Source organism: Dyella sp. GSA-30 (assembly GCF_027924605.1).
Lineage (GTDB): Bacteria > Pseudomonadota > Gammaproteobacteria > Xanthomonadales > Rhodanobacteraceae > GSA-30.
In genome coordinates this window covers 635,253-648,893 of the sequence record NZ_AP027042.1, presented here as the reverse complement: position 1 = coordinate 648,893, position 13,641 = coordinate 635,253, and the positions used below count along the sequence as shown (strand labels likewise).

Below are 13,641 nucleotides of genomic sequence, written 5' to 3'. Positions count from 1 at the left end.
CCGTTCCGACGGTGGCTGACTGAGCCACCGTCGGAACAACCCATCGTTACTAATCGACCCTTACCTCGACACGCCGGTTAGGCGCCAGACATGCCTTCAACAGCGCGCGAGAACCATCAGCGCAATCCTTCACCGGATTGCTCTCGCCTCGCCCTTCGGTCTGGATCTTGCTCGAAGGTAGCCCGTCTTCGACAAGAACATCCTTCACGGCATGTGCTCTGCGTTCGGACAACTGCTGGTTGCCCGTCGTACTACCAAGACGATCCGTGTATCCGGTGACGTTGATGCTGTGCACTCGTGCGATGTGCTCATGCAATTGCGTCGCCACGCCGGCCAATGCCTTTCTTCCCTCGGGCGAAATATCCGCCTTGCCAAACGCAAAGAGCGCATCGGCCGAAAGCGTGAACTGCTGCGGAGCTTCTTCTTCCTTAGGCGGCTGGGAAACTACCTTCGGCTCTTCAAGCAGCGCGGCGCACGACTCAGGTTTCCAGTAGAAGCTGCGCGCGACCTTGCCATCGTCGAACAGCACCTTGTACTGACACACCGTCACTTCGTCGCTATCGGGCTTGCGGAAGTTGAACACGTAGTTCCACTCGCGCACGCCCCACACGCCTTCGCTGAAATGCGGATAGCCGATCAGGTCTGAGACTTGCTGCTTGTTGAGGCCTGCCCGCATCTGCCGCAAGTTATGCAGATTCGGGAACGTGCCGCCCTTGTGCATGGGCGTAACATCGTTGGTTGCCGGCCACACCAGTTCCCCGGCCGAGTGCCCATCCTTGGCCACGTCGTGACTGACGTTGCCGCAGGCGGCCAGTGCGAATGTGGCGGCGATCGCCACGTTGATCTGTTTCCATGACTTATGCATATCGATGACTCCTCGATGCTTTCGGGAGGCGCCCCGGCGCTTGGCGCCGAGCGGCGCCCATTACCAGACCACGCCCGCGCCCACGCCCGCGCCGGCATCGCCGCGCGAGTTGGTGGTGGCGTTGAGCTTGAACACGTAGCGGCCGCTCTCGGTGATGGTCGACACGCCGACGGCTATGCCCGATTCACCGTGGAAACTGCCCAGTGCTACAGCAGCAGAACTCTGATTGGGCTGATACGCCTGCGGCAGGCTCGCCATCGCCATCGCCGAGGCGATGCCGGCATTGGCACGATTGCCGATGCGATTGAGTTCCTGGTCCACGCCCTGAAAGCGCTGGTCGACATAGTCCTTCGACCAGTTCTTGGCGGCGTTAATGGCATCGTCGAGCTGGCTCACGTTGACCGCATCGGTGGGGTTCACGCCAGCCGCGACATTGGTGATCGTGCGCTCATGACCTGCCGCGCCCACCGACACCGAATTGGCCTGCGTTGCCTGCGAACCTGCACCGATCGCGACGCTATTGTCGCCGCTGGCGGTGGAGCCGGAGCCGATGGCCGTACTGTTATTGCCCGATGCGTTGGAGCCGGCACCCGCCGCGGTCGAGTTGCTGCCCGTGGACGACGCAGGCGTGGTGTTGTCGGTGCTGGTCTGGAACGTGTTGTTCACCGTGTTGGTACCGCCGCCACCACCGCCCGGCGGCAGGTTGTTGACGACGCTGGCGAGGTTGTTGAACTGCGTCCAGAGCGAGCCCAGCGACTGGTTGGTGGCATACAGCTGCGAGCCGTTGATCGCATCCGTACTGCTGCCGCTGATGCGGCCCGCTGCCAGGTTGGTGAGTGTGCGCTCCGCACCCGCACTGCCTATGCTTACCGTTGATCCCGGCGTCGTACCGGCAAAGCTGTACGTCACGCCATCGAGTGCGGTGCTGGCGGTACCCACCGCTGCATCGGTCTGCGATCCGGAACCCAAGGCCACGCTGCTTGCAAAGGCCGCCTGCGACCCCGCGCCCAAGGCCAACGCCTGAATGCCATTGGAGGTGGCATTGGTACCGAGGGCTACGCCGTCGGCGAGATTGACGGTGGCGTTCTGACCGATCGCTGTGCCGCCCGGTGCGGTCTGCTGCACGATCGCGCCGTTACCCATGCCGATGCCGTTATCGCCATTCACCGTGGTCTGCGGACCGATGGCTACCGACTCCGCGCCTACTGCCAACGAATCGGATGCGTTGGAGTTGGCGTGGAAGTACTTGATCGGCGTAACCGAGAACGAACTCATCGCGCCCTTCAACTGACGCAAGGTCACGGCATCCTGATCCTGTGTGCCGTCCGCCACGTTGGTGATCTGGCGGAAATCGGTTGCGTTGCCGACCGAGACCGCACCAAGCAGATTGCGGTCGGTAGTGTTGTACGGGATGGTGTTGGTGCCCACGGTGATGGAGCCGGAGGTCGGTGCGATGGCCCGGTCGGACACCGCACCCGAGCCCAGCCCCACGCCGCCCAGTACCGAGACGCCGCTGTTCTGGCCCAATGCGGTACCGCTGTCTGCGGTCGCCGTGGCACCCACGCCCGCGGCCAGCGCGTTGAGACCGGCTGCGCCGTTGTTGGCGTAGTTGCCGCCCTGCACGCCGTTGTCGTTGACGCTGTAGTAGTGCGTAGCGCTGGCGGCGACCACGTTGCTCAGGTTGTCCACGGCCTGGTTCGTGGCGAACAACTGCGAGCCGTTGATCGCATCCGTGCTCGATCCGTTCACCTGTCCTGCCGCCACGTTGGTGATCGTGCGCTCATTGCCCACGGTGCCCACGCTTACCGTGCTGGTCGGCGTCGCGCCGGCATAGGTATAGGTCGTGCCCGCGATCGTGCCGCTGCCCGTCTGCACCACGGCCCCCGTCGCCGAACCGGCACCCAGCGCTACGTCGCCCGCGTTGGTGCCGGCGGTGGCGCCATTGCCGATCGAAACGGCATTGACTGTGGTGGCGTTGGACACCGGTCCGATCGCAACGCTGTTCGCGCCAGTAGCTTGCGAGTCGGCCAGGGTGGAGTTGGCGTGGAAATACTTGATGCCGCCGCCGCCATCCACCGCGCCATCGATCTGGTTGAACACCTGTTGCAGCGAAGTGTATGTATTGCCGCCGTAGGTGACGCTCGTCGTTATGGCGCCGGTCGTCGGGTTGTAGGTGGTGCCGCCGCCGATGCTGGTGGCGATGGTGTTGCCGAGGTTGGTGACCGTGGTGCCCAACGTCGTGACCGCCTGGTTGGTCCCAAACAACTGCGAGCCGTTGATGGCATCCGTGCTGGAGCCACTGATCCGGCCTGCGGCGACATTGGTGATGGTGCGCTCCGTGTTCAACGCGCCCACGCTTACCGTGCTGGTCGGGTTGGTGCCGGCAAAGGCATAGGTGTTGCCGTTGATGACGGTGTTCGGGGTGCCCACGGCAGTCGTCGTGGTCGAGCCGGAACCTAGTGCGACATCGTTCGCGTTGTTGGCGACGGCCGCATTGCCGAAAGCGACCGCGCCGGCGGCCAGTGCGCTGCTGCCGTTACCTAGTGCGACCGAGCCGACGCCTTGCGCATTGTTGTTGTTGCCGATAGCTACCGCGCCATCGCCATTGGCGGTGTCGTTGGCACCGGTCGCCACTGCGCCGTTACCGTTGGCGGAATTCGGATCGCCGATAGCCACCGCGCCGTTGCCGTTGGCGATCTGTCCTTCACCGAGCGCCACGGCGCCGGTGCCGCCGTTCACGCGCGAATTGTGGCCGCCGGCGATGGAGCCCGGGCCTGCCGCGGCGACCACGGTGTTGGTGTCGCCGATCGCGACGGTGGAGACTGCTTGCGCCTGCGAACCAACGCCGATGGCCGTGGTGTTGTTAGCGGTTGCCCCACTGTCGCCCACAGCAACACTGTTCAGACCCGACGCAATCGTAAAGTTGCCGAGCGCCACCGAGCCCACCCCGCTGGCAGTGACATCGATGCCTACCCCAATGGCATTGTTTGCCGTCGCGCCGCTGCCGGCGATGCCGCTGGGACGCGACCCCAGGTACATCGAATTCAGACCGCTGGCCAAGGCCTGCCTGCCGATGGCGATAGCATCGGTCTGGCTTGCGTTTGCCTGCAGACCCATGCCGATGGAATACGTGCCCGAGGCGTTTACATCCGTACCGATGGCCGTGGCCGACTCGGCTGACGCGCCAGTGCCGGTGGTGCGAGCACCCAGATAGATCGCATTGAGAGCCGTCGCATCGGCTTGCCAACCCACGGCGGTCGCATGGGTGGCCGTGCTTTGCGACGAAAGTCCCACTGCCGTCGCTCCGTCGGAGGCGGCAAGCGTAAAGGCACCCAAGGCGGTTCCCTGCCCCGTGGTGGCGAGGGCAGACGCACCGAGAGCGACGGCATTGATAGCGCCGGTCGCTTTGGCCGAAGGGCCGATAGCAACGCTGTTGGTGGAGTTCACGTCGACGGAGCTCGACGTGCCGAAAGCTATGGCGTTACCGGCGACGGCTTTCGCAGTGGCTCCAAATGCAATGGAAGCGTTACCGGAAGCTGTGACATCGGTGCCGATAGCGATGGCGCTACCGGCTAGTGCTCCCGTGCCGGCTGCGGTGCGCGCTCCGATATAAATAGAGTTGATAAAGGCCGCATTGGCTTGAAAGCCAACGGCTACGCCGTTCTGTCCCGTACTCTGCGCGGCGTATCCCACCGCAAGCGCACCCAGTACGGAAGCGTTGGAGATCGAACCCAGCGCAGTCGCTCCGACTCCGCTGGCCGTGGCGCCCAAGCCCATGCACGAGGCGGTGCTGTTATAGGCGTTATAGGGCGCCGGGTTGCAGTCCACCGATTGAGCGTGCGCCGGCAAAACCCAGCCGATCCCGCCCGCTGCCGCCAGCAAGATCAAGATTCCCGGTCGTGGCCGCGATAGTGATGAGCGCCCGGTTGCTTGCTGTCCCTGTCCACCACTGGAATGAGACGAGGCCAGCTCCGAAACCACCACGAGCTGATTCAGCGCGCGGCTCCATATCTTTCGATAGATCTTGTTCATGCCTGACTCCCTATATGGCTGGTTTGGCATCGGGGATACGGTCAGGACAAAGTGCAGGGCGCAAAAGACCTGTCGCGCATGCGTCGAGCCTGAGCGCAGGACAAAAAAACCCGCGCTCACGCTATGGCATGAACGTTTTTTTGAAAAAGCCAAAAATCTAATCGATGCGCTCGGCTACTTAAGAACCTGCTCGGCCCCTGTTTTATGTATCGAAACTCAAACGAAACGGCATGACTGGGGAAATCGGCCTGATTCGCTTCGTTCTGCTGGTGCGACATCCCTATTTTTCAGCCACACGCTCCACGCGCTCCCGATTGAGATGCGTGGGATCCCTTAAAACTGAAGTTCGGCTGTCGCGCTCAGAGAATGGCACTAGAAGAAGAACTTTGTGAGTAGTAATACATAAGACAAATATGAATTACGTCACAGTTTGTCACGATCTATTTTATTTTTGGCTAACGCATTAACAGGCAATGCTGAAAATTTCTCTATTTGTGTCGGAGCGACTGCAGTCATGACAGCTTGCGATAAGAATGCGTGTGTAAGCACGGACTGACGAAAGTCGTTCCGCAATGATTGCATTAATGTAATAACGGCAGACAAATCTGATTAATTCGTAATGGCTGCCGAATAGAAGGGCCTGCTTTGTAGCACTCATTCGAGCCAGCCGCGTCACGAAAAATCAGTCGCGGTCGGGAGCGCCCAGTGGAAACAGCGATCGGTAGGGACGCGCTTCATCCACCGCACGCACCACGGAAGGCCGAGCCAGCAGACGCTTCCGATACGCAATGACATGCGCAAACGACGTGTCGATGCGATGCGACCAGTCCGCATAAAACAGGAACGGTGCGGCACCGCAGTCGGCCAGAGTGAACTGGTCGCCGGCTGCCCATTCCCGGTCGGCCATCACCTTGTCGAGCCAGCCATAAGCGGTTTCCAGCATGCGCCGGGCTTTGGCCAGGCCGTAGCTGTCGCGCTCGTCTTCGGCGCGCATATGGTCGAACACGATCTTCTGCTGCGGGGTGGAGATGTAGTTATCAAAGAAGCGATCCATGTGACGCACCTCGAGTGCGGCGCGCGGATCCGAGGGCAGCAGTTGCACGGGGCCGGGATGATACAGGCCTAGGTACTCGATGATCGTGGTGGCCTCGGTCACCGTACGGTCGCCGTCCACCAGTACGGGAAAGCGCCCGATCGGCCACATCGCTGCAAATTCCTTCAGTACCTCGGGGTTTTCACCCGACAGCAGGCGCCATTCGAACGGGGTGCCGTTCTCATAGAGCGCAATCAATGCTTTCTGGCTGTAGGAGGAAAAGGGATGGGCGTAGAGCTTCAGGGGCATGTGGATCACCGTGACTGGATGGAGGCTATTCCATTAGATGACGAACGAGAGCAGACGAAATCGACAGACTCAGACCCCTATGGGTCTTGTCAGGGCTTTTGTCACAAAACCTCGATTTTGTTGGCGCCGCTGCAACCGTCGCCGTACCGCCACAATTACTTTGCTACCTCAAAGTGCCGACGTCGGCTAAGTCTGCGTAGTTTGTGTGCCTGAGGCAGCCCGCACGGCATCTTCTACACTCCAATAATCCAGCGTTTCCGGAGTGAGCTGCGGCAACGCCATGCGCAACAACGCATCGCGCGCGACGTCTTTCAATCGCGCTACGCACAACTCGATGCCATGCGCATCGAGCCAGGTCACAAGATCACCCAACGATTCAAGCGTGGTGCCGTCGAGATCGGGCGATTCTTCCAGGCTCAGGATCACCCGCTTCAAGTCGGCATGGTCTTGTACGCGATGCCTCACCTGCGCCAACACGGCTTCGGCATTGGCGAAAAACAGCGGCTCTTCGGGCCGCACGATCAGCAGGCCGGGCAACTCGACGGCATCGGGATGTATCGCGATATCGACAAAGTCATGACCACCGGCCAATTGCCCGAGCACGCTGAGCCTCGCGGCTGCCAGCTGCCGCAACAGCATGATCAGACTGAATGCGATCGCCACCAGCAAGCCATTGAGAATGCCCAACGATAGCACCGCGAGCACGGCAGCCAAGGCAACGAGCCGATCGCGATGCCAACGCAGATATGGCGTGAACACTGTCAGTCGCAACGATTTGCTGACCGCATGGATCACGATCGCGGCCAATACCGGTTGGGGAATGCGTTCGATCCAGCGCAGCAACAGCAACACCATCAACAAGACACAGCCGGCGGCAACCAGGCCCGATATACGGGATTGTGCGCCGGCCGCTTCATTGGCCGACGTGCCCGAATAGCCGGCACCAACCGGCATGCCATGCAACAAGCCGGACACCGCGTTGGCGACACCAAGCACGGCCAGGTCGCGGTTGGGGTTGACGCTGTCGCCGTGCTTGAGCGCAAAGCCACGGATCGAGCTGTATGACTCGGCATAGAGAATCAGCAGCAGGGCTGCCGCCAGTTCCACGCTTGGCAGCCATTGGTCGCTCGTGGGCCAGCTTGGCCAGGTCCAGGCGGGGACGAGACGAATCTCACCGGTCAAGGCCACGCCATGTTGGGTCAACCATCCCGATGCCGCCACGCCCAACACGATCACCAACAGACTGCCAGGCAGGTGTCGCACGCGTTCGCCGACGAACAGCAACGCCAACGCGACAAGGCCGCATGCCAGCGTGACCGGTTGAACCCGCATCAGATCCCCGAGCAGGTTCGCCAGCAGCAGCGGGACGAAGTCGCCGTGCAGGCCGGGCACACCCATCAGATTCGGCAGCTGCTTCAATGCGATCACGCAGGCCAGACCGAAGGTGTAGCCACGCAGCACAGGCCGGGCGATCAAATGCGAAAGACCGCCCAGGCGTGCCACGCTGGCAATCAGAAAGCAGCCTCCGGTAAGCAACACGAGGGTGGCGGCGATGGCCGCTCGCGATACCTGATCGTTGCCGGCCAGGGCCAGGGTTCCCGCAGCCAGTACCGCAGCCGAGGACGAAGTGGCCGACACGATGGCGTAGCGGCTGCGTCCCAATAGCCCATAGCAGACCAAGCCGGCAAACAACGCGATCACGCCCGCCTGTGGCGGCAGGCCGGCGATGCCCGAGTACGCCACCGCCTCGGGCAGGAGCAAACCGGCGATCGACAAACCTGCCAGGACATCCGTGCCGACGGTGTTCGACGTGCTCATTCGATAGTGCCGGACCAGCCCGGCAGATACGCCGCCTCGTGCCCGTGAGCAAGCAACAAGGCCTGCTGCAATGTCTTGGCGCTCACCTTGCCGCCCGGTAGCGGCAATTGCCGGCGGTAGAACTCCGCCCACAGAAACTCCGCATAAGGCGTAGCGTCTTTCGAATAACCTCCGGCGACACGCACGCGTGCCGCAAGCGTGCGGTAAGCGTCGTCGGCCAGCTTGTCCAGGCTGGCGGGGATGGCGTCGTAACTGGTGCGGTTCCCGTGCTGATCGTACGGATGGGCCCAGCGGTTGAACTCCATGGTGCGCCAGAAAATATCCTGCTCCAGCCATGAAAAATCGCGCTGCACCATCACCGGCACGCTCTTGGCCCCTTCTTCGAGCAAGGCGAGGCCCAGGTGGTGGTGATCGACGATATAAATCTTGCCCTTGGGTCCGATCACGCCGGGAAACCAGTGTGCGTCGATCAGCTCCTTGCGTTTTTTCTTGCCGAGGCTGCGCCATACGCTGCGTTTATCGGCAACCTCGGCCTTGCCGACCGTGATCTGGGTGGGGCGGAGTTTGTCTGGCGCGACGGAGAGCAAGGGGTGGCGCACATGCGGTGTGGACATCTGCAGTTCCTCTCGGTGATCGGTGGGCCGAGCGTAGCCCAACCGAGACAACTGTAGCGCTCACCGACGGCCTGCCGCACCCAGCAAACGTCCTGGCGCAACAAGCCGGGCTAGCTATGGCCTGCGAACCCGCCTTGTGGCTTCAATGACACAACGCCGGACGGTTGCCGGCGAAGGATGCCAACTCATGAATCGCTTTGCCCCGATCGGATTATTTCTTGCGGCAGCCATCGGCTTTCCTTGTGCGACGCTGGCGGCAACCGCCACCTCGCCTGCGCAACAGGACATCCAGCATGTCGTCGACGCTTTTCAGAAGGCCATCGTCGCCAAGGACGGGAAGACGCTGGGCGGCCTGTTCCTGCCGCAGGGCGGTGCCTGGTTCACCGTGCTGTCCGACGACTCCTATGCGCGGATCAAGGCCAGGTCGCCGAGCGCGCCAAAGTACAAGCAAGGCAGTTACACCGAGTTCGTGCAGATGGTCGCCACCAGCAAGGAGGCGATGGAAGAGAAGTTCAGCAATGTCCGCATCGATACCGATGGTGCGGTCGCTTCGGTGTACTTCGACTTCGTGTTTCTTCTCAATGGCGCGCAGAACAATCGCGGTAGCGAGACCTGGCACCTGATCAAGACCGATGGCGGCTGGAAAATCACGTCCATGACCTATTCGGCGAACCTGCCGCCCAAGGGCTAGACTTAGCGCCCATCGAAAACAGGGAGAGGGCAGGTGGAAGGCCGTTCGCCGAGTATCGAGCCGGCTGTCGCGCCGGTATCGCCGCCGCTGTGGCTGCCGATCCTGGCCGGCCTGCCGATCACCTTGTGCATGGTGGTAATGGCCTTGCCCGATCTCGGTCGCGGGCATTCGGCCGCATACCGTGCGCTCTACCTGGCAGCCTATGTGGTGTGGAGCCTGCCCTTGACGCTGCTGCAGCGCCGGCTGTGGCAGCGGCGCGTGTCCTGGTGGAAGACGGCGACCATCCTGCTCGTCGTTACCTATCTGCTATCGCTGATCAACAATGCGATCGCGCTCTCCATGGCCGTCGGCTGGGGGCAGGTGCCGACGTACCGGTTGCCGATGATTTTCAGTGGACTGGACGGCTGCTGGCTGGCGCTGATTGCGTTCTGCGCTATCCATGCCGTGGTGGCGCACTACACCGAACTGCGATATGCCCAGGAACGTACCGAACGGGCGATATCGCATGCACGGGACGCCGAGTTGCGGGCGTTGCGCTATCAGCTGCATCCGCACTTTCTGTTCAATACGCTCAATGCCATTTCCGCGCTGGTCGCCAGCCAGCGCAATCGCGAGGCGAACCGCATGATTGCCCGGCTTGGCGACTTCTTGCGTGCCACGCTGGAAAGCAGCGCGGCGCACGAAGTCGCACTGGCCGACGAGCTGGCGTTGACCCAGGCCTATCTCGATGTCGAAAAGGCACGCCTGGGCGAGCGCTTGCAGGTCAGGCTGCATCTCGGGCCGGAGCTGATGGGTGCGCTGGTGCCTTACCTTCTGCTGCAACCGCTGGTGGAAAATGCGATACGTCACGGGATCGCGCCGCGCACCGTACCAGGCGCTCTCGACATCCAGGCGTTTCGCGATGGCGGCCATCTATGTCTTCGTGTCGCCAATGAAGGTTGCCGATCGGGTGAATCGGAAAAGCCCGACAGTGCGGATCATTCGTTGGCGATCGGCTTGCGCAATGTCCGCGAGCGTCTGGAGAACCTGTATCCGGGCAATCATCGTTTCGCATCGACAGCGAGCGAAGACGGACATTACACCGTAATGATCGATATCCCGTTTCGCGAAGCGGAGGCGAGCGCAACGCCGCTCGATGTCGCTCGATGATGAGGGTGGTGGTCATCGACGACGAGCCCCTGGCCAGGAGCGGGGTGGCCGCGCGACTCACCGGGCATGATGATGTCGTGGTGATCGGCCAATACGCCGATGCAGGCAGCGCCTTCGAAGGCATCGTCAAGGAGCGGCCGGACCTTGCCTTTGTCGATGTGCAGATGCCGGGCGTTAGCGGTCTCGATCTGTTGGCGATGCTGACGGCGGATGAACGTCCGATGGCGATCATGCTTACCGCTTACGACAGCTATGCGATCCGCGCGTTCGAACTGCGTGCGATCGACTATTTGCTGAAACCTATCGACGACACGCGTTTCACCGAAGCGCTCGATCGTGCGCGACAGGCCATGCCCTATCGTGGTCGTGCAGTGGCATCGACGGATATGTGGTTGGAGGAAGATACGACCTTGCTGGAGCGCTTTGCAGTACGCGTCGGCATGAAGCTGGTGTTGGTCAACGTAGTCGATATCGACTGGATCGAGGCCGATGGCGATTATGCGGTGCTGCATGTTGGTGAAGAAACGCATCTTGTGCGCGAGCCGCTGCATCGGCTTGCGCGGCGGCTCGATTCCAAGCACTTTGTGCGGGCGCATCGTTCGGCCATCGTTCGTATCGATCGTATCGTCGAGGTGAAATATCTCGCCAATCGTGATGCGTTGCTGCGCTTGCGTGACGGTACGCCGTTGCGTGCCAGTCGAACGTATATCGGTGGGCTGGCTGATGCGTTGCCTGGGTTGGCTCGTGGGCATAGGCGTTGAGAGTCCCCTCTCCCCAGCCCTCTCCCCCGGCGAAGCCAGGAGAGAGGGAGCTGAAAGCGCGCAAGATTCAAGCTTGCCTCAATGTGCCCCCTCTCCCCTGGCTTTGCCGGGGGAGAGGGCTGGGGTGAGGGGGCGCAAGAGGCGAGGCGAAGCGAGCCTGCAGCCCTTACTTTGCAGGTGCCAACTCCACGGCATTTATCGCCACCGGCAAAGCCTCCCCCTGCTTGAACGGCGCAGCAGGCGTCAACGCCACCTGCATCGCATAGGGATGCGCCGCGCGATCGTGACTCACCTTGATCGTCTGCGAGGCAACACCAGGGTCGCTGCTCACCGAATAGCGTTTGCCGTCGATCCAAAGATCCCATAGCGCGGGCTTCGATGTCGCCGCGTACTGAATCGTAGCCGTGTAGCTCGGCGCACTCGCATCGGCCTGCCATGCAAGCTTGTACAACGTGGCAGGCGCTTCATAGCCCTCGCCGTTGTAATTGAGGTAATGCTGTGCCTGAGCCGCTTGCAAGTGAATGCTGCCGTCGGCCGCTGCGGCAACGGATTGAGGGCGCACATGCAGCGCACTTTTCAACGGCAACACGACGACCGGCATGAAGTCATCGATGTCGCCAGCCGATGTCCCGGGCCAGCCTGAAAGACGATCGAGCGTAACGCTGACACCGTCCTTTTCATGCTGTACATCGACGCTGGTGCCGGGAAAGCCCAGGCGGTAAGCGCGGCCGAACTCAGTGTCGGTCACGCCAGGAAGATGCAGCCGACCGTCGGCCGGCATCTTGCTTACGAAAAGATAGAGCGCATGCGATCCGACGGTGGCATAGCCGAAGTCCAATGCCGGGAACGGCTGCTTGCGGGTGGCGTAAACAGCCTCTCCATTGCGCTGCATCCACTGGCCGATGCCATGCAGCACCTGCGCTTCGTAAGGCACGACGGAGCCGTCGCCTTCGGGGCCGATATTGAGAATGTAGTTGCCGCCCTGGCTGACCACGCGTACCAGTCGGGTGATGTTCTCGCGAATCTTGCCCGAGACATCGTCCCTCACCTGCCAGGAACGATAGCCCCAGGTCTGTGGAAACATCGATGCCGGCGCCTGCCAGGGCAGCTCCATGCCGACATCGGGCTCGCTGTTGTCGCCCATCACGGCAAAGTCGCCCTGGTAGTTCCAGACGCGCCCGGAGATCATGGTTTGCGGCTGCAGTGCATGCACGGTTTGCGCAAAGTGCCTGCTTTGCGCCGGCGTGGGCTTGCCCATATCGAACCAGATTTCGGCGATCGGTCCATAGTGGCCGAGCAGCTCCTTGAGCTGCGCCACATTGAATGCTTCCTGCGCGGGCGTGATCGGGTTGCTGTTGCCTTCGATATAGTTGTTGCCGCCCGGGTGATGCCAGTCGATGGTGGAGTAGTAGACGCCGAACTTCAGGCCGCCACGTGCGCAAGCATCGGCCAGCTCCTTGACGATGTCTCGCCCATAAGGTGTGCCGTCGACTGTGTTGTATGGCGTTTGCGCGGTGCGGAACAGGTTGAACCCGTCGTGGTGCTTGGCGGTAATGACGATGAACTTCATGCCCGCCGCCTTGGCCAGCGCCACGATGGCATCGGCATCGAAATGCACCGGATCGAATTGCTTGGCCAATGCTTCGTACTGCTCGGGCGGGAGCGGCGCATTGGCGAGGATCTGTTCGCTGTAGCCGTTGTCGACGCGCTTGCCGTTCCACACGCCGCCAGCCAGGGAATACAGGCCGAAATGGATGAACATGCCGAACTTGCGATCCTGCCAGGCCTTGACCGTGTCCGCGCTCGGGCCCGCGCCTGTCGGCGGTTGCGGCTGATCGAGTGGTCTGGATGTGGGTGCCGCCCAGGCGAGCTGTGCCAGGCACAACACGCCCAGTGCCGATGCAACGATGCGTTTTCCCATGTATGGCTCGTCCGATGTCGTGAACGAGCGATTGAATGTCAATCTCATGGAGAGATCAAGCGACCGCCAGATATCAGCTGGATCGAACCCAGGTATCTTCGATATCGCTTTTTACGGCGGCATCCAACTGCGCTGGCGGGGTATCCACCGATTCTTCGACGCGCCCATGCCGCATGCCGCAGAAGTCACCGCTGCGCCGATAGGTGGCGGTCCAATTGATGCGGCCTGACTTTGCCTGCTCGTACTCGGCTTCGTAGGTAAAGCCGTTCTCGGTTTTGCCGGTGACGATGGCCATGGTGGATGCCTCGAGTGCGAGCCCGTGAAGGTGGGCCATGAGCGAGCGACTACCCGCTACTCCGGCGGGCCGGAGAAAACTCAGGGCGATAAAACGCAAACCGCAGTTCTGCCGGCCAATGGCCTGTAGCGGCTTCCATGTGCGCCTAACATG

Annotated in this window: 10 protein-coding genes; 3 read left to right on the top strand and 7 right to left on the bottom strand. The window is 61.7% G+C overall.

The features are described 5' to 3' along the window. Nucleotides 1-49: 49 nt before the first annotated feature. From QMG46_RS02975 to QMG46_RS02955, 5 genes are all read right to left on the bottom strand, one after another. Nucleotides 50-865, bottom strand: coding sequence for an OmpA family protein (locus tag QMG46_RS02975; protein WP_281850970.1), 816 nt, complete (start codon nt 863-865; stop codon nt 50-52). Nucleotides 866-925: 60 nt separating this feature from the next. Then, complete coding sequence (locus tag QMG46_RS02970; RefSeq protein ID WP_281850969.1) at nt 926-4,897, bottom strand: YadA-like family protein; 3,972 nt, start codon at nt 4,895-4,897, stop codon at nt 926-928. A gap of 682 nt (nt 4,898-5,579) precedes the next feature. Next, nucleotides 5,580-6,239, bottom strand: coding sequence for a glutathione S-transferase family protein (locus QMG46_RS02965; protein WP_281850967.1), 660 nt, complete (start codon nt 6,237-6,239; stop codon nt 5,580-5,582). Nucleotides 6,240-6,425: 186 nt separating this feature from the next. Further along, nucleotides 6,426-8,057 carry a SulP family inorganic anion transporter gene (locus QMG46_RS02960; protein ID WP_281850966.1) on the bottom strand — a complete coding sequence of 544 codons (1,632 nt, stop codon included), beginning with the start codon at nt 8,055-8,057 and terminating at the stop codon, nt 6,426-6,428. Further along, a complete protein-coding gene (locus tag QMG46_RS02955) occupies nt 8,054-8,671 on the bottom strand; it encodes a ParB-like protein (protein WP_281850965.1) in 618 nt (205 codons plus the stop codon). The genes QMG46_RS02960 and QMG46_RS02955 overlap by 4 nt, the downstream gene beginning before the upstream one ends. Nucleotides 8,672-8,858: 187 nt before the next feature. Here QMG46_RS02955 and QMG46_RS02950 point away from each other — a divergent pair, with 187 nt between their 5' ends. From QMG46_RS02950 to QMG46_RS02940, 3 genes are read left to right on the top strand one after another with little or no spacing between them, the layout of a single operon-like run. Continuing rightward, the gene (locus tag QMG46_RS02950; RefSeq protein WP_281850964.1) at nt 8,859-9,362 is read left to right on the top strand and encodes a nuclear transport factor 2 family protein; all 504 of its coding nucleotides are present in this window, start codon (nt 8,859-8,861) and stop codon (nt 9,360-9,362) included. Nucleotides 9,363-9,395: 33 nt separating this feature from the next. Continuing rightward, nucleotides 9,396-10,511: a sensor histidine kinase gene (locus QMG46_RS02945; RefSeq protein ID WP_281850963.1), complete on the top strand. Its 1,116-nt coding sequence runs from the start codon at nt 9,396-9,398 to the stop codon at nt 10,509-10,511. Further along, a complete protein-coding gene (locus QMG46_RS02940) occupies nt 10,508-11,272 on the top strand; it encodes a LytR/AlgR family response regulator transcription factor (RefSeq protein ID WP_281850962.1) in 765 nt (254 codons plus the stop codon). Before QMG46_RS02945 ends, QMG46_RS02940 begins: the two co-directional genes overlap by 4 nt. A gap of 166 nt (nt 11,273-11,438) precedes the next feature. On the opposite strand, the gene QMG46_RS02935 is transcribed toward QMG46_RS02940, so the two are convergent. Both QMG46_RS02935 and QMG46_RS02930 read right to left on the bottom strand, forming a co-directional pair. Next, nucleotides 11,439-13,193 carry an alpha-L-fucosidase gene (locus QMG46_RS02935; RefSeq protein WP_281850961.1) on the bottom strand — a complete coding sequence of 585 codons (1,755 nt, stop codon included), beginning with the start codon at nt 13,191-13,193 and terminating at the stop codon, nt 11,439-11,441. A 73-nt stretch (nt 13,194-13,266) separates the two neighbouring features. Further along, nucleotides 13,267-13,527 carry a TonB-dependent receptor gene (locus QMG46_RS02930; RefSeq protein WP_281850960.1) on the bottom strand — a complete coding sequence of 87 codons (261 nt, stop codon included), beginning with the start codon at nt 13,525-13,527 and terminating at the stop codon, nt 13,267-13,269. Nucleotides 13,528-13,641 lie beyond the last annotated feature (114 nt).